The 24,970-nt window shown below is 59.1% G+C and carries 24 protein-coding genes; 16 read left to right on the top strand and 8 right to left on the bottom strand.

Features of this window, described 5'->3' with window-relative positions:
- Positions 1–38 precede the first annotated feature (38 nt).
- Together ACOI7Z_RS18130 and ACOI7Z_RS18135 are read left to right on the top strand one after the other, a co-directional pair.
- Positions 39–860: a TIM barrel protein gene (locus ACOI7Z_RS18130; RefSeq protein WP_017900562.1), complete on the top strand. Its 822-nt coding sequence runs from the start codon at positions 39–41 to the stop codon at positions 858–860.
- A gap of 97 nt (positions 861–957) precedes the next feature.
- Complete coding sequence (locus ACOI7Z_RS18135) at positions 958–2,460, top strand: helicase HerA-like C-terminal domain-containing protein (protein ID WP_087848678.1); 1,503 nt, start codon at positions 958–960, stop codon at positions 2,458–2,460.
- A 50-nt stretch (positions 2,461–2,510) separates the two neighbouring features.
- On the opposite strand, the gene lptG is transcribed toward ACOI7Z_RS18135, so the two are convergent.
- Complete coding sequence (gene lptG, locus ACOI7Z_RS18140; protein ID WP_087848677.1) at positions 2,511–3,593, bottom strand: LPS export ABC transporter permease LptG; 1,083 nt, start codon at positions 3,591–3,593, stop codon at positions 2,511–2,513.
- A complete protein-coding gene (gene lptF, locus ACOI7Z_RS18145; RefSeq protein WP_023291773.1) occupies positions 3,593–4,690 on the bottom strand; it encodes an LPS export ABC transporter permease LptF in 1,098 nt (365 codons plus the stop codon). The genes lptG and lptF overlap by 1 nt, the downstream gene beginning before the upstream one ends.
- Before the next feature lie 389 nt (positions 4,691–5,079).
- Between lptF and pepA the strand changes: the two genes are divergently transcribed.
- The 3 genes from pepA to ACOI7Z_RS18160 all read left to right on the top strand — a co-directional run bounded on the left by pepA (position 5,080) and on the right by ACOI7Z_RS18160 (position 10,011).
- Positions 5,080–6,591, top strand: coding sequence for a leucyl aminopeptidase (gene pepA / locus ACOI7Z_RS18150; protein ID WP_004206531.1), 1,512 nt, complete (start codon positions 5,080–5,082; stop codon positions 6,589–6,591).
- 121 nt (positions 6,592–6,712) lie between these two features.
- Positions 6,713–7,156, top strand: a complete 444-nt coding sequence (gene holC, locus ACOI7Z_RS18155; RefSeq protein ID WP_048296514.1) for a DNA polymerase III subunit chi — start codon at positions 6,713–6,715, stop codon at positions 7,154–7,156.
- The gene (locus ACOI7Z_RS18160; RefSeq protein ID WP_087848676.1) at positions 7,156–10,011 is read left to right on the top strand and encodes a valine--tRNA ligase; all 2,856 of its coding nucleotides are present in this window, start codon (positions 7,156–7,158) and stop codon (positions 10,009–10,011) included. Before holC ends, ACOI7Z_RS18160 begins: the two co-directional genes overlap by 1 nt.
- A 47-nt stretch (positions 10,012–10,058) precedes the next feature.
- Here the strand turns inward: ACOI7Z_RS18160 and ACOI7Z_RS18165 are convergent, their stop codons facing one another.
- Complete coding sequence (locus ACOI7Z_RS18165) at positions 10,059–11,252, bottom strand: YjgN family protein (RefSeq protein WP_087848675.1); 1,194 nt, start codon at positions 11,250–11,252, stop codon at positions 10,059–10,061.
- Positions 11,253–11,437: 185 nt separating this feature from the next.
- Here ACOI7Z_RS18165 and ACOI7Z_RS18170 point away from each other — a divergent pair, with 185 nt between their 5' ends.
- On the top strand, positions 11,438–11,941 hold the full coding sequence (locus ACOI7Z_RS18170) for a GNAT family N-acetyltransferase (RefSeq protein WP_032454663.1): 504 nt from the start codon (positions 11,438–11,440) through the stop codon (positions 11,939–11,941).
- Between the two features lie 251 nt (positions 11,942–12,192).
- Here ACOI7Z_RS18170 and miaE read toward each other — a convergent pair whose 3' ends face one another.
- Together miaE and rraB are read right to left on the bottom strand one after the other, a co-directional pair.
- Positions 12,193–12,957: a tRNA isopentenyl-2-thiomethyl-A-37 hydroxylase MiaE gene (gene miaE, locus ACOI7Z_RS18175; protein ID WP_023291769.1), complete on the bottom strand. Its 765-nt coding sequence runs from the start codon at positions 12,955–12,957 to the stop codon at positions 12,193–12,195.
- Between the two features lie 57 nt (positions 12,958–13,014).
- The gene (rraB, locus tag ACOI7Z_RS18180; RefSeq protein ID WP_023291768.1) at positions 13,015–13,437 is read right to left on the bottom strand and encodes a ribonuclease E inhibitor RraB; all 423 of its coding nucleotides are present in this window, start codon (positions 13,435–13,437) and stop codon (positions 13,015–13,017) included.
- 98 nt (positions 13,438–13,535) lie between these two features.
- On the opposite strand from rraB, the gene argL reads away from it, so the two are divergent.
- Positions 13,536–13,631, top strand: a complete 96-nt coding sequence (argL, locus tag ACOI7Z_RS18185) for a putative translational regulatory protein ArgL (RefSeq protein ID WP_370736902.1) — start codon at positions 13,536–13,538, stop codon at positions 13,629–13,631.
- Positions 13,601–14,605 (top strand): ornithine carbamoyltransferase, encoded by a 1,005-nt coding sequence (argF, locus tag ACOI7Z_RS18190; RefSeq protein WP_048296511.1) that lies wholly within the window; start codon positions 13,601–13,603, stop codon positions 14,603–14,605. Before argL ends, argF begins: the two co-directional genes overlap by 31 nt.
- A 69-nt stretch (positions 14,606–14,674) precedes the next feature.
- Here the strand turns inward: argF and ACOI7Z_RS18195 are convergent, their stop codons facing one another.
- Positions 14,675–15,127, bottom strand: a complete 453-nt coding sequence (locus tag ACOI7Z_RS18195) for a YhcH/YjgK/YiaL family protein (protein ID WP_087848674.1) — start codon at positions 15,125–15,127, stop codon at positions 14,675–14,677.
- A gap of 194 nt (positions 15,128–15,321) precedes the next feature.
- Here ACOI7Z_RS18195 and ACOI7Z_RS18200 point away from each other — a divergent pair, with 194 nt between their 5' ends.
- The 5 genes from ACOI7Z_RS18200 to ridA all read left to right on the top strand — a co-directional run bounded on the left by ACOI7Z_RS18200 (position 15,322) and on the right by ridA (position 17,413).
- Positions 15,322–15,426, top strand: coding sequence for a pyrBI operon leader peptide (locus ACOI7Z_RS18200; RefSeq protein ID WP_002886930.1), 105 nt, complete (start codon positions 15,322–15,324; stop codon positions 15,424–15,426).
- Positions 15,401–15,460 (top strand): pyrBI operon leader peptide, encoded by a 60-nt coding sequence (locus ACOI7Z_RS18205; RefSeq protein WP_227650304.1) that lies wholly within the window; start codon positions 15,401–15,403, stop codon positions 15,458–15,460. The genes ACOI7Z_RS18200 and ACOI7Z_RS18205 overlap by 26 nt, the downstream gene beginning before the upstream one ends.
- Positions 15,461–15,462: 2 nt before the next feature.
- Positions 15,463–16,398 (top strand): aspartate carbamoyltransferase, encoded by a 936-nt coding sequence (gene pyrB / locus ACOI7Z_RS18210; protein ID WP_004206522.1) that lies wholly within the window; start codon positions 15,463–15,465, stop codon positions 16,396–16,398.
- Between the two features lie 13 nt (positions 16,399–16,411).
- A complete protein-coding gene (pyrI, locus tag ACOI7Z_RS18215) occupies positions 16,412–16,873 on the top strand; it encodes an aspartate carbamoyltransferase regulatory subunit (RefSeq protein ID WP_002886927.1) in 462 nt (153 codons plus the stop codon).
- A 153-nt stretch (positions 16,874–17,026) separates the two neighbouring features.
- A complete protein-coding gene (gene ridA, locus ACOI7Z_RS18220; protein WP_002886926.1) occupies positions 17,027–17,413 on the top strand; it encodes a 2-iminobutanoate/2-iminopropanoate deaminase in 387 nt (128 codons plus the stop codon).
- Between the two features lie 73 nt (positions 17,414–17,486).
- Here the strand turns inward: ridA and mgtA are convergent, their stop codons facing one another.
- Positions 17,487–20,195 (bottom strand): magnesium-translocating P-type ATPase, encoded by a 2,709-nt coding sequence (gene mgtA / locus ACOI7Z_RS18225; RefSeq protein ID WP_065805916.1) that lies wholly within the window; start codon positions 20,193–20,195, stop codon positions 17,487–17,489.
- A 145-nt stretch (positions 20,196–20,340) separates the two neighbouring features.
- Entirely contained in the window at positions 20,341–20,394 is a 54-nt protein-coding gene (gene mgtL / locus ACOI7Z_RS18230; protein WP_219340445.1) for a mgtA regulatory leader peptide MgtL, read from the bottom strand.
- A gap of 180 nt (positions 20,395–20,574) precedes the next feature.
- On the opposite strand from mgtL, the gene treR reads away from it, so the two are divergent.
- From treR to treC, 3 genes are all read left to right on the top strand, one after another.
- On the top strand, positions 20,575–21,522 hold the full coding sequence (gene treR / locus ACOI7Z_RS18235; protein WP_004206520.1) for a trehalose operon repressor TreR: 948 nt from the start codon (positions 20,575–20,577) through the stop codon (positions 21,520–21,522).
- Between the two features lie 130 nt (positions 21,523–21,652).
- Positions 21,653–23,071, top strand: a complete 1,419-nt coding sequence (gene treB, locus ACOI7Z_RS18240) for a PTS trehalose transporter subunit IIBC (protein ID WP_023291762.1) — start codon at positions 21,653–21,655, stop codon at positions 23,069–23,071.
- Positions 23,072–23,122: 51 nt separating this feature from the next.
- Positions 23,123–24,778: an alpha,alpha-phosphotrehalase gene (gene treC, locus ACOI7Z_RS18245; protein ID WP_087848673.1), complete on the top strand. Its 1,656-nt coding sequence runs from the start codon at positions 23,123–23,125 to the stop codon at positions 24,776–24,778.
- The last annotated feature ends 192 nt before the right edge of the window (positions 24,779–24,970 follow it).

Consider the following 24,970-nt stretch of genomic DNA (forward strand, 5'->3'; position numbering starts at 1 on the left):
ATTGAACGAACCCAACCCTCTTCCGTCAGGAGTGTCCTATGGCCATCGCAATGCAACGTTTTTGTATTAACCGCAAAATCGCGCCAGCGCTCAGCATTGAAGCGTTTTTCCGTCTGGTGAACCGTCTGGGCCTGAATAAAGTCGAGCTGCGCAACGATTTACCCAGCGGGAAAGTGACCGACGATCTGAGCCATCAGCAGGTGCGCGAGCTGGCGGCGCGTTACCACATCGAGATCCTGACGATTAACGCGGTCTATCCCTTTAACCGCCGTAGCGAAGAGGTGCGGCAACTGACCGAGTCGCTGCTGAAAGAGGCCCAAGCCATCGGCGCCAAATCGCTGGTGCTCTGCCCGCTCAACGACGGCAGCGAGGTGCCGGCCAGCGACACCTTAGGCGCCCTGCGCGACCTGGCGCCGCTGTTCGCCTTCTACGGCATCCACGGCCTGGTGGAGCCGCTGGGCTTTCCGCAAAGCTCGCTGCGATCGGCGCACCAGGCGCAGACGCTGATCCATGACGCCCGCGTGCCGTTTAAGCTGCTGATCGACACCTTCCATCACCATCTCTACCCGCAGGCGGCGGACGAGTTCAGCCAGGTGGAGGTGGCGGACATCGGTCTGGTGCACCTCTCCGGGGTGGACGATACCCGTCCGCGCGAGCAGCTCACCGATGCCGAGCGCATCATGCTGACGCCGCAGGATCGCCTCGGCACCTGCGAGCAGGTTAAAGCCCTGGAAGCCCGCGGCTATCAGGGGGTATACGCTTTTGAACCCTTCGCCCCCGAGCTGGCGCAGTGGAGCGAAGCGGATATCGAGCGCGAAATTGAGCAGAGCATTGCGCTTATCCAACGCCACTGCGCCTGAGGCCTCTCGCGACAGCGTGCGCGGCGCGTGACGATTTCCCCAACGCCGGACGACGAGGTTGCCTATAATCGTCGCAGGATAAATGGAGGAATCGATCATGAGCTCACCCCTGTTGATTGCGCGCACGCTGGATAACGCGCTCTATTTGTTGCCCGCGATGGCCAACCGCCATGGGCTGATCACCGGTGCGACCGGCACCGGTAAAACCGTCACCCTGCAAAAGCTGGCTGAGTCGTTCTCGGAAATTGGCGTGCCGGTATTTATGGCGGACGTCAAGGGCGACCTGACCGGCATTGCCGCCGCGGGGCAGAGCTCAGAGAAACTGCAGGCGCGGCTGGAGAAGATCGGCGTCAGCGACTGGGAGCCGCACGCCAACCCGGTGGTGCTCTGGGATATCTTTGGCGAGAAGGGCCACCCGGTTCGGGCGACGGTCTCCGATCTTGGCCCCCTGCTGCTGGCGCGCCTGCTCAATCTCAATGAGGTGCAGAGCGGCGTGCTGAACATTATTTTCCGCATCGCGGACGACCGCGGTCTGCTGCTGCTCGACTTCAAAGACCTCCGCGCCATCACCCAGTTTATCGGCGACAACGCCAAATCTTTCCAGAACCAGTATGGCAATATCAGCAGCGCCTCGGTCGGCGCCATCCAGCGCGGACTGTTGACCCTGGAGCAACAGGGCGCCGGGCACTTCTTCGGCGAGCCGATGCTGGATATTGCCGACTGGATGCGCGTCGATGCCAGCGGCAAAGGGATAATCAATATCCTCAGCGCCGAAAAGCTCTACCAGATGCCGAAGCTCTACGCCGCCAGCCTGCTGTGGATGCTCTCCGAGCTGTACGAGCGTCTGCCGGAGGCGGGCGATCTCGACAAGCCCAAACTGGTGTTCTTCTTCGATGAGGCGCATCTGCTGTTCAACGACGCGCCGCAGGTGCTGCTGGATAAAATCGAACAGGTGATCCGTCTTATTCGCTCCAAGGGCGTCGGCGTCTATTTTGTCTCGCAGAACCCGGCGGATATACCCGACGCCGTGCTCGGCCAGCTGGGCAACCGCGTACAGCACGCGCTGCGCGCCTTTACGCCGAAGGATCAGAAAGCGGTGAAAACCGCCGCCCAGACCATGCGCGCCAACCCGGCCTTCAGTACCGAGCAGGCGATCCAGGAGCTGGGCACCGGCGAGGCGCTGATCTCCTTCCTCGATGAGAAAGGCAGCCCCTCGGTGGTCGAGCGGGCGATGGTTATCGCCCCCTGCTCGCGAATGGGGCCGGTCAGCGATGATGAGCGCAATGGCCTGCTGAATCACTCGCCGCTGTACGGCAAGTATGAAGAGGAAGTGGACCGCGAGTCGGCCTTCGAAATGCTGCAGCAAGGGGTCCAGGTCGCCACGGAACAGCAGTCTACTCCGCCGGCGAAGGGTCAGCAGAGCGGGGATGACGATGGTCTGCTTGGCGGCCTGAAAGATATCCTGTTCGGCAGCACCGGCCCGCGCGGCGGCAAACGCGACGGTATCGTGCAGACCGCGGCGAAAAGCGCGGTTCGCCAGGTCACCAATCAGATCGTCCGCGGCATGCTGGGCAGTCTGCTGGGCGGCCGCAAGCGCTAAAAAAAAGCCCCCTCATCGTTGAGGGGGCTTACGTTCCGTGGCCGAGTCCGCTAGGCCTTGCGCATCATCAGCCAGAGGCTTATCAGGAAGAAGCTGGCGCTTGGCAACAGGGCGCCGATGATCGGCGGTATGCCGTACACCAGGGTCAGCGGGCCGAAAATCTGATCCAGCACGTAGAAGATAAAGCCGAAGCTAATCCCGGTCACCACCCTGACGCCCATCGGCACGCTACGCAGCGGGCCAAAGATAAACGACAGCGCCATCAGCATCATCACCGCCACCGACAGCGGCTGGAATATTTTGCTCCACATATTGAGCTGGTAGCGTCCCGGATCCTGGCCGCTGGACTTCAGGTATTTCACATAGTTGTGCAGCCCGCTGATCGACAGCGCGTCCGGATCCAGGGCTACCACGCCGAGCTTGTCCGGCGTCAGGTTGGTTTTCCAGGTGCCGCTCACCATCTGCGACCCGGTCACCTGCTTCGGATCGGTCAGATCGGATTCATCCACCTGCGACAGGTGCCACACTTTATTCTCGCTATCGAATTTTGCCGAGGCGGCATAGCGCACCGACTGTAAACGACGCTCCGGGTTGAAGGCATAAATGCTGACGCCCCCCAGCTCATCGTTACCTTTTACCCGTTCGATATAGACAAAGTTATGGCCATCTTTCGCCCACAGCCCCTGCTGGGTGGAAAGCAGCGAACCGCCGTACATCTGCTGGGCGCGGTAGTTGCGCGCCATCTGTTCGCCCTGCGGCGCCACCCACTCGCCGATCGCCATGGTCAACAGCACCAGCGGGATCGCGGTTTTCATCACCGCCAGCGCCACCTGCAGCCGGGTGAAACCGGACGCCTGCATCACCACCAGCTCGCTGCGCTGGGCCAGCATCCCCAGCCCCAGCAGCGCGCCAAGCAGCGCCGCCATGGGGAAGAAGATCTGGATGTCTTTCGGCACGCTGAGGATGGTGTAGAGGCCAGCGCCCAGCGCATCGTAACTACCCTGCCCGGACTTTTTCAGCTGATCGACAAACTTGATAATGCCGGAGAGCGACACCAGCATGAACAGGGTCATCATGATGGTGTTGAAAATCGTCTTACCGATATAACGGTCAAGTACGCCAAACGCCTGCATCAGGCCGCTCCTTTATTAAAACGGGCGCGGAAGCGGCGCATCGGCACCGTGTCCCACAGGTTTAACAGCACCGCCAGCGCAAAATAGAGCAGGTTAATCGCCCACATCCAGATAGCCGGGTCCATTTTGCCTTTGCCGCCGTTCGACTTAATCGAGGTCTGCAGCAGGAAGAACACCAGGTAGAGCAGCATCGCCGGCAGCATCGACAGCACGCGGCCCTGGCGCGGGTTGACCACGCTGAGCGGCACCACCATCAGCGCCATAATGAAGACGGTCGCCACCAGCGTGAAGCGCCAGTGCAGTTCGGCGCGCGCACGATCGGTGTGGGTCTGCCACAGGGTGCGCATATCCATCTGTTCGGTGTCGTCCGGATCGGCGGCCACCGCCTGGTGGCCGATAATGGCCTGGTAGTTATTGAAGTCGGTGATGCGGAAGTCGCGCAGCATCGCGGTGCCTTCAAAGCGGGTGCCCTTATTGAGGGTCACCACCTGCGAACCGTCTTTCTGCTGCGACAGCTCGCCGGAATCCGCCACCACCACGGAGGGGCGCGCGTTGCCTTTCGGGCGCAGCTGGGCAAGGAAGACGTCATGGAAGCGGTTGCCGTTGACGCTCTCGATAAACATGACCGCGTTACCATCGCTGGCCTGCTGAAACTGGCCCTGGGCCAGCGCGGCCATGCCGGGGTTGGCCTTGGCTTCCGCCAGCACTTCATCCTGATGGCGCGACGACCACGGCCCCGCCCACATCACGTTGACCGCCGCCACCGCGCCGGTGAACAGCGCGAGGATCATCGCCGCCTTGATCAATACGGCTTTACTCAGGCCGCAGGCGTGCATCACCGTAATTTCGCTTTCGGTGTACAGCTTGCCGAGGGTCATCAGCAGGCCAAGGAACAGACTTAACGGCAGGATAAGCTGCGCCATCTCCGGGATGCCGAGCCCCAGCAGCGAGAGCACCAGATTGGTTGGGATATCGCCATCCACCGCAGCGCCGAGGATCCTGACTAATTTCTGGCAAAAGAAAATCAGTAACAGGATGAATAGGATCGCCAACTGGCTTTTCAGCGTCTCACGAACCAGATATCTTATGATTATCACTATAAATACGCCCGTAAAAACCCGTTTTAGTGCAGGAAAATTGCTTGTTTCATGGCTTAAACGTCATTTATTCTCTTTGGTCGTCGAAAACGTCGCTAAGATTAAATGACTCATCGGTTCTGCATGTCAGGATCTTTTCTGACGAACCCAGGCCTTATTAACGTTAAGATTAACACGAAGTCACCGCAACAGCGGACATGAGTTACGAAAGCTTGCAATTATATACTCAATGGATTTCGAGTTGTAAGAAGGCAGCAGGGCTGTGGCCCCTGGCGCGCACAATGTGCCACGTCAGGGTAAGCAGGCGCAGCCGGCGCATCTGCAACTTGAAAGGCGACGAGTATAGCCGTAGCCACCACTGTTGTCTTTAAGATTCAGGAGCATAGTGCATGGAGTTCAGTGTAAAAAGCGGTAGCCCGGAGAAGCAGCGGAGCGCCTGTATCGTGGTCGGCGTCTTTGAACCACGTCGCCTCTCCCCCATCGCCGAACAACTCGATAAAATCAGCGACGGCTACATCAGCGCCCTGCTGCGTCGCGGCGAGCTGGAAGGCAAACCTGGCCAGACGTTATTGCTGCACCATGTGCCGAACATTCTGTCTGAGCGCATTCTGCTGATTGGCTGCGGCAAAGAGCGCGAACTGGATGAGCGTCAGTACAAGCAGGTCATCCAGAAAACCATCAATACCCTGAATGATACCGGTTCAATGGAGGCAGTCTGCTTCCTGACCGAGCTGCACGTCAAGGGTCGTAACAACTACTGGAAAGTTCGCCAGGCGGTGGAAACCGCCAAAGAGACGCTGTATAGCTTCGACCAGCTGAAGACCAACAAAAGCGAGCCGCGTCGCCCGCTGCGTAAAATGGTCTTTAACGTGCCGACCCGTCGCGAGCTGACCAGCGGCGAACGCGCCATTCAGCACGGGCTGGCGATCGCCGCCGGCATCAAAGCGGCGAAAGATCTCGGCAACATGCCGCCGAACATCTGTAACGCCGCCTATCTGGCCTCCCAGGCGCGCCAGCTGGCCGATACCTATAGCAAAAATGTTATCACCCGGGTAATCGGCGAACAGCAGATGCGCGAGCTGGGAATGAACGCCTACCTCGCCGTCGGCAACGGTTCGCAGAACGAGTCGCTGATGTCGGTCATCGAGTATAAAGGCAACCCGTCGGAAGACGCGCGCCCTATCGTGCTGGTCGGTAAAGGCCTGACCTTCGATTCCGGCGGTATCTCCATCAAGCCGGCCGAAGGCATGGACGAGATGAAGTACGACATGTGCGGCGCTGCGGCGGTGTACGGCGTGATGCGGATGGTTGCTGAGCTGCAGCTGCCGCTGAACGTGATCGGCGTGCTGGCGGGCTGTGAAAACATGCCTGGCGGTCGCGCTTATCGCCCGGGCGATGTTCTGACCACCATGTCCGGCCAGACGGTGGAAGTGCTCAACACCGACGCCGAAGGCCGTCTGGTGCTGTGCGACGTGCTGACCTACGTTGAGCGCTTCGAGCCGGAAGCGGTTATCGATGTCGCGACGCTGACCGGCGCCTGCGTGATTGCCCTCGGCCATCACATCACCGGCCTGATGTCGAACCATAACCCGCTGGCCCATGAGCTGATCGGCGCCTCTGAACTGGCGGGCGACCGCGCATGGCGTCTGCCGCTGGCCGACGAGTTCCAGGATCAGCTGGAATCCAACTTTGCCGATATGGCGAATATTGGCGGCCGTCCTGGCGGCGCGATCACCGCCGGCTGCTTCCTGTCGCGCTTCACCCGCAAGTACAACTGGGCGCACCTCGACATCGCCGGCACCGCCTGGCGTTCCGGTAAGGCCAAAGGCGCCACCGGTCGTCCGGTCGCGCTGCTGTCGCAGTTCCTGCTCAATCGCGCGGGTTTTAACGGCGAAGAGTGATTGCCGTCTGATGCCCGGTGGCGCTACGCTTACCGGGCCTACGGAAAGATGCCGTTTGTAAGCCGGGTAAGCGTAGCGCCGCCCGGCTTTACATTTAAATCCACAACAAGAAGCCCCATATATGAAAAACGCAACGTTCTATCTTCTGGACAACGAAGACACCGTCGAAGGCCTGAGCGCCGTCGAGCAGCTGGTGTGTGACATTGCCGCAGAACGTTGGCGCAACGGCAAGCGCGTCCTGATCGCCTGTGAAGATGAGCAGCAGGCGATTCGTCTCGATGAGGCGCTGTGGTCGCGACCACCGGAGAGCTTTGTGCCGCACAATCTGGCGGGCGAAGGCCCGCGAGGCGGCGCGCCGGTAGAGATTGCCTGGCCGCAAAAGCGCAACAGCAGCCCGCGGGATATTCTTATCAGCCTGCGGCTTAACTTTGCAGATTTTGCCACCGCTTTCACAGAAGTGATAGACTTTGTCCCTTACGAAGAAAATCTGAAACAACTGGCGCGCGAACGCTATAAGGCGTACCGCATGGCTGGTTTCAACCTGAACACGGCAACCTGGAAATAATGGAAAAGACATACAACCCACAAGATATCGAACAGCCGCTTTACGAGCACTGGGAAAAGCAGGGCTATTTCAAACCGAATGGTGATGAAAGCCAGGAGAGCTTCTGCATCATGATCCCGCCGCCGAACGTCACCGGCAGTTTGCATATGGGTCATGCCTTCCAGCAAACCATCATGGATACCATGATTCGCTACCAGCGCATGCAGGGCAAAAACACCCTGTGGCAGGCGGGGACCGACCACGCGGGTATCGCTACCCAGATGGTGGTTGAGCGTAAGATTGCCGCTGAAGAAGGGAAAACCCGTCACGACTACGGCCGCGATGCCTTTATCGACAAAATCTGGCAGTGGAAAGCGGAATCCGGCGGCACCATTACCCGTCAGATGCGCCGTCTCGGCAACTCCGTTGACTGGGAACGCGAGCGCTTCACCATGGACGAAGGCCTTTCCAATGCCGTGAAAGAAGTCTTCGTTCGCCTGTACAAGGAAGACCTGATCTACCGCGGCAAACGCCTGGTTAACTGGGACCCGAAACTGCGCACCGCCATTTCCGACCTCGAAGTGGAAAACCGCGAATCGAAAGGCTCCATGTGGCATATCCGCTACCCGCTGGCCGATGGCGCGAAAACCGCTGACGGTAAAGACTACCTGGTGGTCGCCACCACCCGTCCGGAAACCCTGCTGGGCGATACCGGCGTGGCCGTAAACCCGGAAGATCCGCGCTACAAAGATCTGATTGGCAAATTCGTGGTGCTGCCGCTGGTTAACCGCCGCATCCCGATCGTGGGCGACGAACACGCCGACATGGAGAAAGGCACCGGCTGCGTGAAGATCACCCCGGCGCACGACTTTAACGACTACGAAGTGGGTCGTCGTCACCAGCTGCCGATGATCAACATCCTGACCTTTGACGGCGACATCCGCGAAAGCGCGGAAGTGTACGACACCAAAGGCAATGAATCCGACGTCTACTCCAGCGAGATCCCGGCGGAGTTCCAGAAACTGGAACGCTTCGCGGCGCGTAAAGCCGTCGTTGCGGCGGTTGACGCCCTCGGCCTGCTGGAAGAGATCAAACCGCACGACCTGACCGTGCCTTACGGCGACCGCGGCGGCGTGGTTATCGAACCGATGCTGACCGACCAGTGGTACGTGCGCGCGGACGTGCTGGCCAAGCCGGCGGTGGAAGCCGTTGAAAACGGCGACATTCAGTTCGTGCCGAAGCAGTACGAAAACATGTACTTCTCCTGGATGCGCGACATTCAGGACTGGTGTATCTCCCGTCAGCTGTGGTGGGGTCACCGCATCCCGGCATGGTATGACAACGACGGCAACGTTTACGTGGGCCGCACCGAAGACGAAGTACGCCAGGAAAATAACCTCGGCGCCGAGGTGGCGCTGCGCCAGGACGAAGACGTGCTGGATACCTGGTTCTCCTCCGCGCTGTGGACCTTCTCCACTCTCGGCTGGCCGGAAAACACCGACGCCCTGCGTCAGTTCCACCCGACCAGCGTGATGGTCTCCGGCTTCGACATCATCTTCTTCTGGATCGCCCGCATGATCATGATGACCATGCACTTCATCAAAGATGAAAACGGTAAACCGCAGGTGCCGTTTAAGACCGTCTACATGACCGGTCTGATCCGCGATGACGAGGGCCAGAAGATGTCCAAATCCAAGGGTAACGTTATCGACCCGCTGGATATGGTTGACGGCATCACCCTGCCGGAGCTGCTGGAGAAACGTACCGGCAACATGATGCAGCCGCAGCTGGCGGAGAAAATCCGTAAGCGCACCGAGAAACAGTTCCCGAACGGCATCGAGCCGCACGGCACCGACGCCCTGCGCTTCACCCTGGCGGCGCTGGCCTCTACCGGCCGCGACATCAACTGGGATATGAAGCGTCTGGAAGGTTACCGTAACTTCTGTAACAAGCTGTGGAACGCCAGCCGCTTTGTGCTGATGAACACCGAAGATCAGGATTGCGGCTTCAACGGCGGCGAGAGGGTGCTCTCCCTGGCCGACCGCTGGATCCTTGCGGAATTCAACCACACCGTCAAAGCGTATCGCGAAGCGCTGGATAACTTCCGCTTCGATATCGCCGCCGGCATCCTGTACGAGTTCACCTGGAACCAGTTCTGCGACTGGTACCTGGAACTGACCAAGCCGGTCATGAACGGCGGCAGCGAAGCGGAGCTGCGCGGCACTCGCCATACGCTGGTGACTGTGCTGGAAGGTCTGCTGCGCCTGGCGCATCCGATCATTCCGTTCATCACCGAGACCATCTGGCAGCGCGTGAAGGTCATCTGCGGGATCACCGCCGACACCATCATGCTGCAGCCGTTCCCGCAGTATGATGCCTCTCAGGTGGATGACGCGGCGCTGGCCGACACCGAATGGCTGAAGCAGGCGATCGTCGCCGTACGTAACATCCGTGCGGAAATGAACATCGCCCCGGGCAAACCGCTGGAACTGCTGCTGCGCGGCTGCAGCAAAGAGGCCGAGCGTCGCGTGAACGACAACCGCAGCTTCCTGCTGAATCTGGCGCGTCTGGAAAGCATTACCGTGCTGCCTGCCGATGATAAAGGTCCGGTCTCCGTGACCAAGATCGTCGACGGCGCCGAGCTGCTGATCCCGATGGCGGGCCTCATCAACAAAGAAGATGAGCTGGCGCGTCTGGCGAAAGAAGTGGCCAAAATCGAAGGCGAAATTGGCCGCATCGAAAGCAAGCTGGCTAACGAAGGCTTTGTCGCCCGCGCGCCGGAAGCGGTGATCGCCAAAGAGCGCGAGAAGCTGGAAGGCTACGCGGAAGCGAAAGCGAAGCTGATTGAGCAGCAGGCGGTGATCGCCGCGCTGTAATTGCTCGCGATAGAAAAAAGGCCGGAGCTTGCTCCGGCCTTTTTACATTACAGGAACGGCAGCATCGGAAAAAAACCGCCGCATAGTTTGTCAGATACCGTCGGCTGCGGTGGCGCCGCCGGCTGCAGATCGAGCGAATCGAGCTCACCGACCATCGTCGTGTTTTCAGCAATATAGCGTAGCAAATCAATCTTAAACCAGGGATAGGCCAGCCCCAGCGTCAGCGGCGTGAGAAACGTCAACGCCAGTAAACGCGGAGCAAGACCGAAAAACGTCAGGGTGGAACGAAAATGAACGCTGTCCCCCAGCACCAGGTTATTCATCGCGTGATTACGTAAAGCCACACGAAGGTATGCCATGGATAACACGATACCGATAGTGAGGAATATATATCCCCCTAATATCGCCCCAAGATGCCGCAATGCCATAAACAGTGCCGAACCTTCACTGCACAGACCAAACATACAGCCCGTCAGCAGTTGAGCGAATGCGGAAAATAAAAAGCCAATAAAAATGACGATAAACGGCAACAAAATAGCCGTTGCCCATAAAAAAATCACCACACAACGCTTAGTACTCACATAAATATTAAATTTATTTTTGCCTAAGGTTGCGCCTTTGCCGATGAGATCAAGCCAGTGGCTGTAAACCACACCGCTGGTTATTGCCATAATAACTAGCGCCAGCAAAAGCAGAACAACGATCCCCAGCAGCATGCTATTTAGGCCATTGTAAAAGAGCCGACTTCCCAGCATGGCGAACACCACCGCTGTTAGCACGTATATCAGCAAAGGTAAGCCGAGCATAATCCACCATCCGCGCAGCAGATGACACTGAACCCCAAAGCGAATATTCGCGAAAGAGGTCATCGTCGCATGGTAGCTTAACCCCTTAATTATCATTACCGGCAGCAGGATAAGAAATGCCAGCGTCTCCAGCCCTTCGCTACCGGGAGAGAAAATGGCAAGCGCTAAGCTGAGTAAAACCAGCACGACAAATATCAATAGCCAGCTGAGTAAAATCGTGATACCGCGCCCGTGATAGGCAAAGCGGGCGCCATTAACCTCCATATTCTCACAAAGATAACGGCGACTCCGTACCCATGCCCATGGAATAAATAACCCACAAGTTATTACAGAAAAAATAATATTAACCAGACAAATAATAAAATAGCGCCCGACCTGACCATGAAAAACAAAAGAATGGCCAGAACGCTGCAATTGCCCTGAAATCATACTCATAAAAAAGTCGTCCTTGTACTTTAAACCATATATAAAAATAATAAATAATGCGCATCGGCATTAAGCGAGCAGAATATATTATTTTGAATTTTCCCGGCAATACATTTCACGCGCACCTTGCGCCTGTAAACGAATAATGGTATTAAAGAAATATATGGTTATTTAAGCTAAAATTGAGTGATTCTATGAATCTTGCCGCGCCACAGACCTTTACTTTACGCCGTATCGCGGTACAGGATAACGCTGCGATAGCGGCCGTCATCCGCCAGGTATCCGCAGAATATGGCCTGACCGCCGATAAAGGCTATACGGTCGCCGACCCGAATCTCGATGAACTGTATGAGCTGTACAGCCAGCCGGGCTCCGCATACTGGGTGGTGGAGAAAGAGGGTGAAGTGGTTGGCGGCGGCGGCGTCGCGCCGCTCGCCTGCAGCGAGCCGGATATCTGCGAGCTGCAGAAAATGTATTTCATGACCAGCGCCCGCGGCCAGGGGCTGGCGAAGAAGCTGGCGCTGCTGGCGCTGGACTACGCCCGCGAGCAAGGGTTTAAACGCTGCTATCTGGAAACCACCGCCTTCCTGACGGAGGCGATCGGCTTATATGAGCATCTTGGCTTCGAACATATTGACGGTCCGCTGGGCTGCACCGGCCACGTGGACTGCGAAGTGCGGATGTTGAAAACGCTGTAACGCATCACTACCCTGGGCCTCCCCGGTAGCCCGGCTAAGCGTAGCGCGAGCCGGGGTATGTCCCGGATGGCACCGCTTGCACCTTACCCGTGCTCGCGGTGCCGTTTTTTTGTCGGGTGGCGGCTAACGCCTTACCCGACCTACGGCCCGTACCATGGCGAGCTGAAGCTCTCAACGCTATCTCTCCCCCATGGCTACTGAGACTGCCGGCGTGAGTGGCGACCGGGGCGACGGGAGCCGAACAGCGTGGGCTACGCCGCCGCCGGCACGCCGCTGTGAAAGCGGAACTCGGCCTCCGGACGGAGGATCAGCGCCGCTTCCGCCTCGCCGAGCTGGCGGACCCGTTCGCTGATATCTTCTCCGGCAATCTTCTGCGCCAGATCCAGGTAGTCCTGATAGTGACGCGCTTCCGAGCGCAGCAGCGACAGATAGAACTTCTGCAGATCGTCGTCCAGCCACGGCGCCAGCGCCGCAAAGCGCTCGCAGGAGCGGGCCTCGATATAGGCGCCGCAGATAAGCTTATCGATCAGCATCACCGGCTCATGTGAGCGCACCTCCCGTCGCATGCCGCGGGCATAGTTGCTGGCGGTGATTTTGACGTAGGGGATATCGCGCGCCAGCATCATCTCCCGCACCTGCCAGAAGTGATGCAGCTCCTCTTTAATCAGCAAAATCATGCTGTCCAGCAGCTGACGGCCCCACGGGTCGTCGGTCTGCGGCATGGCGCTTTTGTTGATCCGCTTATGCAGGGCGACAAAATCCGGCTCCGGCCCCCGGCGGTAGGTGAAGTCTTCATACGGCTTCAGGCAGGCCAGCAGCTCGTCGGCGTCGGCTTTATCCGCGACATAGCGACGCACCAGCAGCATGGCGTTCTGCGCCGCTTTCAGTTCGCACACCATATGGTCGGTCAGCAGCAGCGGCAGGTTTTCCGGCTTGCGGGCTTCGTCAATCCACGCCTGCGGCGTCGGGCAGTGCAGGAAGTTGATAATCGGGGAGAGTATCTGCGGGTAATCCATGGAGGTTCCTTGCTATACGGCGGCTGGCGCCGCCGTATCATCTACATCTTCTGCGACTTAGTGACGAACACCATCGTCGTCTTCATCGACAAAATCTTCGTCATCCTCGCCATCTTCTTCACCGTTCGGGTCCTCATAGTAGGTGCCCCAACCGTCATACTCGACGTCAAATTTTTCTGCCAGCGTCATCAGCTGTTCCACCTGGGCATCGATCAGTTCTGCGTTCAGGGCGCATTCGCTCAGAATATCGCAGCAGATGACCACTTCACCCTCTTCCACTTCCAGCTCTTCGGGCTCGGTCACTTCGTAGCCCAGCTTAAACGCTTCCACCGCCACTTTCTCCAGGGTTTCGAAATCGTCTGCAGAGAGGTGATGCTCAATCGTGTACAGTGCGTCCGGATCGCTGCCATCTTCCAGCAGCTCTTCGATAATCAGACGCGTCTCTTCACGCTGTTCTTCCAGGTGTTCCGGGTTTGCCATGGCTCGTTCCTCATAATGTGCGGCAGTTATCCCTATTGTCACATACCGCCGTCATTGCCTCCACTTCTCAGTGAAAGATTTCGATCACAGACTTGCAAATGAATATTCATACATATAAATTGAATTTTAATTCAATTAGTGGCCTATGCCAGGTGAGGGAACCATGTCTGCGTTTTACCAGAAGCATTTTTTAAAGTTACTCGATTTTACGCCTGCAGAAATCACCGCCCTGCTCGAGCTGGCGGCAAAGCTGAAAGCCGATAAGAAAAACGGTATCGAAGTCCAGAAACTGGCAGGGAAAAACATCGCGCTCATCTTCGAAAAAGACTCAACCCGTACACGATGCTCTTTCGAAGTTGCCGCATACGATCAGGGCGCCCGCGTGACCTACCTGGGGCCCAGCGGCAGCCAGATTGGCCATAAAGAGTCGATCAAGGACACCGCCCGCGTGCTCGGACGGATGTACGACGGCATTCAGTACCGCGGCCACGGCCAGGAAGTGGTGGAGACCCTGGCGCAATACGCCGGCGTGCCGGTGTGGAACGGCCTCACCAACGAGTTCCACCCTACCCAGCTGCTGGCGGACCTGCTGACCATGAAAGAGCACCTGCCGGGCAAAGCCTTTAACCAGATGACGCTGGTCTACGCCGGCGACGCGCGCAACAACATGGGCAATTCGATGCTGGAAGCTGCGGCGCTGACCGGTCTGGATCTGCGCCTGGTGGCGCCCTCGGCCTGCTGGCCGGAGGCCGCGCTGGTGGAAACCTGTACCGCGCTGGCGAAACAGCAGGGCGGCAACATCACCCTGACGGAAGATATCGCCGCGGGGGTGCAAGGCGCCGATTTTATCTATACCGACGTCTGGGTCTCAATGGGCGAGGCGAAGGAAAAATGGGCCGAACGTATCGCCCTGCTGCGCGACTATCAGGTTAACAGCGCGATGCTGGCGCTGACCGGCAACCCGCAGGTCAAATTCCTCCACTGCCTGCCGGCGTTCCACGACGACCAGACCACGCTGGGCAAACAGATGGCTGCCGATTACGGCCTGCACGGCGGCATGGAGGTGACTGACGAGGTGTTTGAGTCGGCGGCAAGCGTGGTCTTCGACCAGGCGGAAAACCGGATGCACACCATCAAAGCGGTGATGGTGGCGACGCTGAGCAAATAGTCCTTCGTTCGCCGTCAAATCCCGGATCGCTTGGCGCGTATCCGGGATACCGCTCGTCAGGACGCTTTGTCACGCCATCAGCATCTTCACCACCGCTTTGCGCACCTTCGCCGGGGCGCCCACGGCGCACAGCGGTTTATGCACTTCGCCGGGATAAAACACCACAAAGTCCCCTTCGTTAAGGATCACCGTTTGCTCCTGCGCCCCCTCCGCCAGGAAAGCGATGTCTTTCTCCGCCAGCCAGTCGGTCTGCGGCTCTCCTGCCGGCAAGGTGCTGAAGGTCATCCCCTCGCTGCCGCGGAGCACAATCTGGATATCAAGATAGCGGGCATGATATTCCGCGCGACGCGCGGCCTGCGGCTCGGTGGTGTCTTCGGAAATCAGATAAAACAGGTTGTTGCCGTCGATATCGTGTTTACCCAGCGGCGTCGCCTCGCTGACATGGGCGATAATGTGTTCGATAGCCTCGCGCAGCGCGGCAGGTAGCCATGGCTGCAGATGGTGGATATTGCCAATAATCATCGCTTACCTCAAATATAAAACAACATTTCATTTTTGCGTTTTATACCCCCATCGTCGCTGCCATACCAGTGCAGTTTCACGGTTCTTTGCGCTGGCGCACTTTTCTGCAGGCAAACGATTACCTGTTTGTGAATGAATCGCTTGATCGTCATAACGGTCTGCGTATAATGCCAGTCGTTTTGCCGGGAGGAAGCATGGCCAATTGCGTACGACATTCTGTCTTAGCGCGTCTCAATGCAGACGCTGGCCTGCCGTTTTTCTTTCCGTTGCTCATTGGATTCCCGAAGCCCCTTATTTAAGGGGCTTTTTTTTTGCCCAGGCGTCAGGAGATAAGCATGGCTAACCCGCTATATCAAAAACATATCATTTCCATAAACGATCTCAGCCGCGAAGACCTCGAACTGGTGCTGGCGACGGCGGCAAAGCTGAAAGCTAATCCACAACCCGAGCTGCTTAAGCATAAGGTTATCGCCAGCTGTTTCTTTGAAGCCTCGACCCGCACCCGCCTCTCTTTTGAAACCTCGATGCACCGCCTGGGGGCCAGCGTGGTCGGCTTCTCCGACAGCGCCAACACCTCGCTGGGCAAAAAAGGGGAAACGCTGGCGGATACCATCTCCGTCATCAGCACCTACGTTGACGCCATCGTGATGCGTCATCCGCAGGAGGGCGCCGCCCGTCTGGCGACCGAATTTTCCGGCGGCGTGCCGGTACTGAACGCCGGCGACGGCGCCAACCAGCACCCGACCCAGACCCTGCTCGACCTGTTCACCATTCAGGAGACCCAGGGCCGCCTCGAAAACCTCAACGTGGCGATGGTCGGCGATCTGAAGTATGGCCGTACCGTCCACTCCCTGACCCAGGCGCTGGCCAAATTCAGCGGCAACCGCTTCTACTTTATCGCCCCGGACGCGCTGGCCATGCCGCAGTACATCCTCGATATGCTGGATGAAAAAGGTATCGCCTGGAGCCTGCATAGCGCCATCGACGACGTGATGGCGGAAGTGGATATTCTGTACATGACCCGCGTGCAGAAAGAGCGTCTGGATCCGTCGGAATACGCCAACGTCAAAGCGCAGTTCGTCCTGCGCGCCGCCGACCTCGAAGGGGCACGCGCCAATATGAAGGTGCTGCACCCGCTGCCGCGCATTGATGAAATCACCACCGATGTCGATAAAACGCCGCACGCCTGGTACTTCCAGCAGGCCGGTAACGGCATCTTCGCCCGCCAGGCGTTACTGGCACTGGTACTGAATAGCGAGCTGGCACTGTAAGGGGAAATGAGAGATGACACACGACAATAAACTGCAGGTAGAAGCGATCAAACGCGGCACCGTGATCGACCACATTCCGGCGCAGGTCGGCTTTAAGCTGCTCACCCTGTTCAAACTGACCGAAACCGACCAGCGCATCACCATCGGTCTGAACCTGCCCTCCGGCGAGATGGGCCGCAAAGATTTGATTAAAATCGAGAACACCTTCCTGACCGACGAGCAGGTTAACCAGCTGTCGCTGTACGCCCCGCAGGCGACGGTAAACCGCATTGATGATTACGAAGTGGTGGGCAAATCCCGCCCGAGCCTGCCGGATCGCATCGACAGCGTGCTGGTGTGCCCGAACAGCAACTGTATCAGCCACGCCGAACCGGTTTCTTCCAGTTTTGCAGTGAAAAAACGCGCTGATGACATCGCACTCAAATGTAAATACTGCGAAAAAGAGTTTTCTCATTATGTGGTGCTGGCCAACTAAATGCGGTTGGTATTGGTGGTAGGCCTCCCTATAATGGCTACCACCCTACGCTTCGTCCTTCAGGCGGCGTCTGCGCCCGGCGGCACAGCGCTTACCGCCTGGCGGCCACCTGAATGATTTTGCGTAACATTACTCAGTTCATCTGGAGATAACATGAGCAAAACTATTGCGACGGAAAATGCACCAGCAGCGATTGGCCCCTACGTTCAGGGCGTTGACCTGGGCAGCATGATCATCACCTCTGGCCAGATCCCGGTCGACCCGAAAACCGGCAGCGTCCCGGAAGACGTGTCCGCGCAGGCGCGCCAGTCGCTGAACAACGTGAAAGCCATCGTTGAAGCCGCAGGCCTCACCGTCGGCGATATCGTCAAGACCACCGTTTTCGTCAAAGATCTCAACGATTTCGCTACCGTTAACGCCACATACGAAGCGTTCTTCACCGAGCACAACGCCACCTTCCCGGCGCGCTCCTGCGTTGAAGTGGCGCGTCTGCCGAAAGACGTGAAGATCGAGATCGAAGCCATCGCCGTGCGTCGCTGATCGCGAACTCCGGCATGAAAAAAGGCAGCCCGCAGGCTGCCTTTTTTACGTGGGTCATCCGCAAACCTTCCCCTCACTGCCAGCCGTAGCGGCGGCTGTAGAAGCCTTTGACCGTTTGGGTCAACACCATATAGCCCGCCAGGATCGCCACCAGCCATGGGAAGTAGCTCAGCGGCAGGGCCTGCAGCTGCAGATAGCCCGCCAGCGGCGAGAACGGCAGCGCGATCCCCACCGCCATCACCACCAGGGTCATGGCGAACAGCGGCCAGGCGGCGCGGCTCTGGACGAACGGAATGCGCCGGGTGCGGATCATGTGCACGATCAGCGTTTGCGACAGCAGCCCTTCAATAAACCAGCCGGACTGGAACAGGGTCTGCATCTCCACGGTATTGGCGTGGAACACCCACCACATCAGGCCGAAGGTGAGGATATCGAAAATCGAGCTGATCGGGCCGAAGAAGACCATAAAGCGTCCGAGGTCGGCCGGGTTCCAGCGCTGCGGCTTGCGGATCTGTTCATCGTCGACATTATCGAACGGGATCGCCACCTGGGAGACATCGTACAGCAGGTTCTGAATCAACAGGTGCAGCGGCAGCATCGGCAGAAACGGCAGGAAGGCGCTGGCCACCAGCACGCTGAAGACATTGCCGAAGTTGGAGCTGGCGGTCATTTTGATGTACTTAAGCATGTTGGCGAAAGTGCGGCGGCCTTCGATCACCCCCTCCTCCAGCACCATCAGGCTTTTCTCCAGCAGAATGATATCCGCCGCCTCGCGGGCGATATCCACCGCGCCGTCGACCGAGATGCCGATGTCCGCCGCGCGCAGCGCCGGGGCGTCGTTGATGCCGTCGCCCATAAAGCCCACCACGTGGCCTTCGCGTTTCAGCAGCGTCACGATGCGCTCCTTATGCAGCGGCGCCAGGCGGGCGAAGAGCGTGGTGCGTTTCGCCAGCGCCGCCAGCTCGTCGTCGCTCATGGCTTCAATCTGGCTGCCAATCACCACTTCGCCGGCATCCAGCCCCACTTCATGGCACACCTTCGCCGCCACCAGCTCGCTGTCGCCGGTGAGGATCTTCACCGTGATGCCGCTGGCTTTTAACGCTTTCAGCGCCGGGGCGGTGGTCTCTTTCGGCGGATCGAGGAAGGCGATGTAGCCTTCAAGGATCAGGTCCGACTCATCGGCGCGCTGGTAGTCGCCTTCGCGGGCCGGCAGGTACTTGGTCGCCACCGCCACCACCCGCAGCCCCTGCCGGTTGAGGGTGTCAGTGACCCGGCGAATGCGGCGCAGCATGGTGTCGTCCAGCGGCACGATATCGCCGTTGTAGCGCACCTGGGTTGAGACGTTGAGGATCTCCTGCAGCGCCCCTTTGCAGATCAGCTGATGCGCGGCGTCCTCCTCTTTCACCACCACCGACATGCGGCGGCGTTCGAAATCGAAGGGGATCTCATCCACTTTCTGCCAGCGCGCCGCCAGCCCGCGGGCGGCCTCCAGCTCAACGCCCTCCAGCACCGCGGTGTCGAGCAGATTTTTCAACCCGGTCTGGTAGTGGCTGTTCAGCCAGGCGGCATGCAGTACGCGCTCGCTGACCTTGCCGGAGACGTCGGTATGGTTCTCCAGCACAATCTTATCCTGAGTCAGGGTGCCGGTTTTATCGGTGCAGAGGATGTCCATCGCGCCAAAGTTCTGAATGGCGTCGAGGTGCTTCACGATGACCTTTTGCTTCGACAGCTTTACCGCCCCGCGCGCCAGCGTCGAGGTGACGATCATCGGCAGCATCTCCGGCGTCAGGCCGACCGCCACCGACAGCGCGAACAGCGCCGCCTCCCACCAGTCGCCTTTGGTATAGCCATTGATCAGCAGCACCACCGGGGCCATCACCAGCATAAAGCGGATCAGCAGCATACTCACCCGGCTGATGCCTTTCTGGAAGGCGTTCGGCTCGCTCTCCTGCTCGCTGACGCGGCCGGCCAGTTGACCAAACCAGGTGTGGCCGCCGGTGGCGAAGACGATGGCTTGCGCCGAGCCGCTCACCACGTTGGTGCCCATAAAGCACAGGGTGTCGCACTCCAGCGGGTTCTGCTGCAGCGGATCGCGGCTGTGGGCCACTTTCTCCACCGGCAGCGATTCGCCGGTCAGCGAGGCCTGGGCGACGAACAGATCCCGCGCCTGCAGGATACGCAGGTCCGCCGGGATCATGTCCCCCGCCGACAGCCGGATGATGTCGCCCGGCACCAGCTGGTCGATAGGCAGCTCCAGCCAGCGGCTCTCCCCCTGCTCGTTGACCACCCGCAGCACGGTGGCGGTATTGCTCACCATCGCCTTCAGCGCATCCGCCGCTTTGGTCGAGCGCGCCTCCTGGATGAAGTTGAGCAGCGTCGAGATCCCCACCATCAGGGCGATCACCCCGGCGGCGAACAGATCTTCGGTGGAATAGGAGACGATGCCGAGCACCGTCAGCAGCAGATTGAACGGGTTGCGGTAGCAGGTCCACAGATGCACCCACCACGGCGAGGGCTTCTGCGCCGGGATCTGGTTGTCGCCGTGTTTAAGGATTTTCGCCGCCACTTCGCCTTCATTGAGCCCTTCAGGGTGGCTGTCAAAGGCGCGCCAGATCTCCTGGTCGTCCATCGCCGCCACGTCCAGGCACTGTTTGCCCAGCGACTCAGGAATGGGGCCGCTCGCCAGATGGCGGGCGTCCGGCAGCGGATCGCGCTGGACTAAACGGCGTGGCAGATGGCGGCTAAGCTGTGCGAACAGCTGCCGGGTATAATTTTTCAGCATAAACAGTCCCTCCGCGCTCGCGCAAGCGAACGCAGCGTTGCCGACGGGCGTAGCAAAACCTACCTGTCAGGCATGTTATTTTTATGGCAGGGACATCAAGGACGTCACTGCTTTACGCTTTCCGGTAAAGCAGTGTTAAACAGGCTTACCGGAAAGAAAGGTTGCTCCATCGAGGATGAGGAGTGGGATCGGGGTCCATAACTATCTCCGGTAAGTGAATTTAAACGGCGCGGATTATAGCGCCCTCGTTGAGGATTGTGTGGCAATAATGGCGATGATAAACCCGCGCAACTAAACCGAACGTAAACCAGACTTTGCTCATTGCGGTTTGGTTGAGTAGCATTAGGCTCACTTCTACCCACCCTGACGAGAATTCCGCATGCAGAACCGGCTGACCATCAAAGATATCGCGCGCTTAAGCGGCGTAGGGAAATCAACGGTATCCCGCGTCCTCAACAACGAGAGCGGGGTCAGCGAACGGACCCGCGAGCGCGTCGAAGCGGTGATGCAGCAGCACGGTTTCTCGCCCTCCCGCTCCGCCCGCGCCATGCGCGGCCAGAGCGATAAAGTGGTGGCGATTATCGTCACCCGTCTCGATTCGCTGTCGGAAAACCTCGCCGTGCAGACCATGCTGCCCGCCTTTTATGAGCAGGGTTACGACCCGATTATGATGGAGAGTCAGTTCTCCCCTGGGCTGGTGGAGGAGCATCTCGGCATGCTCGCCCGGCGTAATATTGACGGCGTGGTGCTGTTCGGTTTTACCGGCATAGACGAGGCGATGCTCGCTCCCTGGCGCGACACCCTGGTGCTGATGGCCCGCGACGCCCCCGGCTTCGCCTCGGTGTGCTATGACGACGAGGGGGCCATCACGCTGCTGATGCAGCGGCTCTACGAGCGCGGACATCGCCACATCAGCTTCCTTGGCGTACCGCACAGCGACGTCACCACCGGCGAACGCCGCCATCTCGCCTACCTCGCCTTCTGTAAAAAGCATCGCCTGACGCCCACCGCCGCCCTGCCGGGGCTGGGCATGAAGCAGGGGTATGACACCGTCGCCAGCGTGCTGACGGCCGAGACCAGCGCCCTGGTCTGCGCCACCGATACCCTCGCCCTCGGCGCCAGCAAATATCTCCAGCAGCAGGGCCGCGATGCGCTGCAGCTCGCCAGCGTCGGCAGCACGCCGCTGATGAAGTTTCTCCACCCGGAAATATTGACCGTCGATCCTGGCTATGCCGAGTCCGGACGCCGGGCCGCCCGGCAGTTGATCGAGCAGATCGCCGGCAGCGTCGATCCCCGCCAGATCGTCATTCCCGCCGCCCTCAATTAATCTCGTTCGGGCGATTTATGTGATCGTCGCCGGGTTTCGGGAACGTTCCCATTTTGCAAATCAAGCGGAACGGTTAGGATGCCCTCAAGGTAAAAACGGCATCTCTCCCCTCTGTTTTTGAGGCTTCATCATGAGCAAAGTAAACCAGCAGGACATCGATAAACTGATCGAACTGGTGGGCGGGCGCGGCAATATCGCCACCGTCAGCCACTGTATTACCCGTTTGCGCTTTGTGCTGAACGACCCGGCCATCGCCAGACCAAAAGAGATTGAGCAGCTGCGCATGGTGAAGGGATGCTTCACTAACGCCGGTCAGTTCCAGGTGGTCATCGGCACCGAGGTGGGTGATTACTACAAGGCCCTGCTGGCGACCACCGGTCAGACTTCCGCCGATAAAGAGCAGGTCAAACAGGCCGCGCGGCAAAATATGAAGTGGCATGAACAGCTGATCTCGCACTTCGCCGAGATCTTCTTCCCACTGCTGCCGGCGCTGATCAGCGGCGGTCTGATCCTCGGTTTCCGCAACGTCATCGGCGACTTACCCATGAGCAACGGCCAGACGCTGGCCCAGATGCACCCGTCGCTGAAAACCATCTATGACTTCCTGTGGCTGATTGGCGAGGCGATCTTCTTCTATCTGCCGGTGGGGATCTGCTGGTCGGCGGTGAAGAAGATGGGCGGTACGCCGATCCTTGGGATCGTCCTGGGCGTGACCCTGGTATCCCCGCAGCTGATGAACGCCTATCTCCTCGGCCAGCAGGTGCCGGAGGTGTGGAACTTCGGCCTGTTTACCATTGCTAAAGTCGGCTACCAGGCGCAGGTCATCCCGGCCCTGCTGGCGGGCCTGACCTTAGGCTTTATCGAGACGCGCCTCAAGCGCATTGTGCCTGACTACCTCTATCTGGTCATTGTGCCGGTCTGCTCGCTGATCCTCGCGGTATTCCTCGCGCATGCCATTATCGGTCCGTTCGGCCGCCTGATCGGCGACGGCGTGGCCTTCGCAGTGCGCCATCTGTTAACCGGCAGCTTCGCGCCGATCGGCGCCGCGCTGTTTGGCTTCCTCTACGCGCCGCTGGTGATTACCGGCGTCCATCAGACCACCCTCGCCATCGATATGCAGATGATCCAGAGCATGGGCGGGACCCCGGTGTGGCCGCTGATTGCGCTGTCCAACATTGCCCAGGCGTCGGCGGTGGTCGGCATCATCATCGCCAGCCGCAAGCAGAATGAACGTGAAATCTCAGTACCGGCGGCGATCTCCGCCTATCTCGGGGTCACCGAGCCGGCAATGTACGGTATCAACCTGAAGTACCGCTTCCCGATGCTGTGCGCAATGATCGGCTCCGGCCTCGCCGGCCTGCTGTGCGGCCTGAACGGCGTGCTGGCGAACGGCATCGGCGTCGGCGGCCTGCCGGGGATCCTCTCCATCCAGCCGAGCTACTGGCAGGTGTACGCCATGGCGATGGCCATCGCGGTGGTGGTGCCGATTATCCTCACCACCGTGGTGTATCAGCGCAAGTACCGTCAGGGCACCTTGCAGATTGTCTAACTTCTTCTTTCGGGGCGCCTTTGGCGCCCCTCGTTGCAGCAGGAAAGTACTATGAATCATCTCCCCCACTGGTGGCAAAACGGCGTTATTTATCAAATCTATCCGAAGAGTTTTCAGGATACCACCGGCAGCGGCACCGGCGACCTGCGCGGCGTCACCTCCCGCCTCGACTATCTGCAAAAGCTTGGGGTCGACGCCATCTGGCTGACGCCGTTCTACGTTTCACCGCAGGTGGATAACGGCTACGACGTGGCAAACTACACCGCCATCGATCCCTCCTACGGCACGATGGCCGATTTTGACGCCCTGGTGGCGGAAGCGAAGGCCCGCGGGATCCGCATCGTGCTGGATATGGTGCTGAACCATACCTCGACCGAACACGAGTGGTTCCGTCAGTCGCTGAATAAGGAGAGCCCCTACCGTCAGTTCTATATCTGGCGCGACGGCGAACCGGACGCCCTGCCGAACAACTGGCGCTCCAAATTTGGCGGCAACGCCTGGCAGTGGCATGCCGACAGCGGTCAGTATTATCTGCACCTGTTCGCCATTGAGCAGGCGGATCTCAACTGGGAGAACCCGGCGGTGCGCGCCGAGCTGAAAAAGGTCTGCGAATTCTGGGCCGACCGCGGCGTCGACGGCCTGCGCCTCGACGTGGTCAACCTGATCTCGAAAGATCAGGCCTTTCCCTGCGATGCGGACGGGGATGGCCGCCGCTTCTACACCGACGGCCCGCGGGTGCATGAGTTCCTGCAGGAGATGAGCCGCGATGTCTTCACGCCGCGTCATCTGATGACCGTCGGCGAGATGTCTTCCACCTCGCTGGAACACTGCCAGCAGTACGCCGCGCTGGACGGCCGCGAGCTGTCGATGACCTTTAACTTCCACCATTTAAAAGTCGATTATCCCGGTGGGGAGAAGTGGACCCTCGCCCGCCCGGACTATGTGGCGCTGAAGGCGCTGTTCCGCCACTGGCAGCAGGGGATGCACAACCGGGCGTGGAACGCGCTGTTCTGGTGTAATCACGATCAGCCGCGCATCGTCTCGCGCTTTGGCGACGAAGGCGAGTACCGGGTGCCGGCGGCGAAGATGCTGGCGATGGTGCTGCACGGCATGCAGGGCACGCCCTATATTTATCAGGGCGAAGAGATCGGCATGACCAATCCGCACTTCAACAGCATCAGCGATTATCGCGACGTTGAGAGCCACAATATGTTTATCGAACGTGCGGCGCAGGGGCAAAGTCCGGACGAACTGCTGGCGATCCTTGCCAGCAAGTCGCGCGACAACAGCCGCACGCCGATGCCGTGGCATGGTGGCGAGAACGGTGGCTTTAGCGATGGCGAACCGTGGATCGGCCTTGGCGATAACTACCGGGAGATCAACGTCGAGGCGGCGCTGGCGGACCCTGATTCGGTGTTTTATGCCTATCAGCAGCTGATTACGCTGCGTAAAACCCTGCCGCTGCTGACCTGGGGCGATTATCAGGATCTCCTGCCTGACCATCCGTCGCTGTGGTGCTATCGCCGTCAGTGGCAGGGACAAACGCTGGTGGTCGCCGCCAACCTAAGCCGCGACCTGCAGGCCTGGCAGCCTGAGGACGTCCCGGGCGAGTGGAAGATGATCATCAGCAACTATGCCGAGACCACGCCCCGCCCAACCGGGCTGACGCTGCGGCCGTTCGAAGCGGTATGGTGGCTGCAGGCGTAAGGTGTCCCCTGCCCTCCCGAAATGAGAAGGTCATGCCTGGCGCCGGTGGCGAACGCCAGGCATTTTTGCTTATTTTCCAGCCAGATAAATTTACATTTATCGCCAGCGCCCATCATCCGTACTCTCACCTTTTTACCTTGTTCTGGGTCAATAAAATCGCAAACATCTTTGATGCAAATCACTACATATAGA

Origin of the sequence: Klebsiella sp. C283, assembly GCF_048822555.1 — a bacterium.
In the GTDB taxonomy this organism is placed as follows: domain Bacteria; phylum Pseudomonadota; class Gammaproteobacteria; order Enterobacterales; family Enterobacteriaceae; genus Klebsiella; species Klebsiella quasipneumoniae.

Bases quoted from the DNA above. Each gene is read 5' to 3' on its own strand.
- ACOI7Z_RS18130 (WP_017900562.1), top strand. From the start codon at position 39: ATGGCCATCGCAATGCAACGTTTTTGTATTAACCGCAAAATCGCGCCA.
- ACOI7Z_RS18135 (WP_087848678.1), top strand. From the start codon at position 958: ATGAGCTCACCCCTGTTGATTGCGCGCACGCTGGATAACGCGCTCTAT.
- lptG (WP_087848677.1), bottom strand. From the start codon at position 3,593: ATGCAGGCGTTTGGCGTACTTGACCGTTATATCGGTAAGACGATTTTC.
- pepA (WP_004206531.1), top strand. From the start codon at position 5,080: ATGGAGTTCAGTGTAAAAAGCGGTAGCCCGGAGAAGCAGCGGAGCGCC.
- holC (WP_048296514.1), top strand. From the start codon at position 6,713: ATGAAAAACGCAACGTTCTATCTTCTGGACAACGAAGACACCGTCGAA.
- ACOI7Z_RS18160 (WP_087848676.1), top strand. From the start codon at position 7,156: ATGGAAAAGACATACAACCCACAAGATATCGAACAGCCGCTTTACGAG.
- ACOI7Z_RS18165 (WP_087848675.1), bottom strand. From the start codon at position 11,252: ATGAGTATGATTTCAGGGCAATTGCAGCGTTCTGGCCATTCTTTTGTT.
- ACOI7Z_RS18170 (WP_032454663.1), top strand. From the start codon at position 11,438: ATGAATCTTGCCGCGCCACAGACCTTTACTTTACGCCGTATCGCGGTA.
- miaE (WP_023291769.1), bottom strand. From the start codon at position 12,957: ATGGATTACCCGCAGATACTCTCCCCGATTATCAACTTCCTGCACTGC.
- rraB (WP_023291768.1), bottom strand. From the start codon at position 13,437: ATGGCAAACCCGGAACACCTGGAAGAACAGCGTGAAGAGACGCGTCTG.
- argL (WP_370736902.1), top strand. From the start codon at position 13,536: ATGAATATTCATACATATAAATTGAATTTTAATTCAATTAGTGGCCTA.
- argF (WP_048296511.1), top strand. From the start codon at position 13,601: ATGTCTGCGTTTTACCAGAAGCATTTTTTAAAGTTACTCGATTTTACG.
- ACOI7Z_RS18195 (WP_087848674.1), bottom strand. From the start codon at position 15,127: ATGATTATTGGCAATATCCACCATCTGCAGCCATGGCTACCTGCCGCG.
- ACOI7Z_RS18200 (WP_002886930.1), top strand. From the start codon at position 15,322: ATGGCCAATTGCGTACGACATTCTGTCTTAGCGCGTCTCAATGCAGAC.
- pyrB (WP_004206522.1), top strand. From the start codon at position 15,463: ATGGCTAACCCGCTATATCAAAAACATATCATTTCCATAAACGATCTC.
- pyrI (WP_002886927.1), top strand. From the start codon at position 16,412: ATGACACACGACAATAAACTGCAGGTAGAAGCGATCAAACGCGGCACC.
- ridA (WP_002886926.1), top strand. From the start codon at position 17,027: ATGAGCAAAACTATTGCGACGGAAAATGCACCAGCAGCGATTGGCCCC.
- mgtA (WP_065805916.1), bottom strand. From the start codon at position 20,195: ATGCTGAAAAATTATACCCGGCAGCTGTTCGCACAGCTTAGCCGCCAT.
- treR (WP_004206520.1), top strand. From the start codon at position 20,575: ATGCAGAACCGGCTGACCATCAAAGATATCGCGCGCTTAAGCGGCGTA.
- treB (WP_023291762.1), top strand. From the start codon at position 21,653: ATGAGCAAAGTAAACCAGCAGGACATCGATAAACTGATCGAACTGGTG.
- treC (WP_087848673.1), top strand. From the start codon at position 23,123: ATGAATCATCTCCCCCACTGGTGGCAAAACGGCGTTATTTATCAAATC.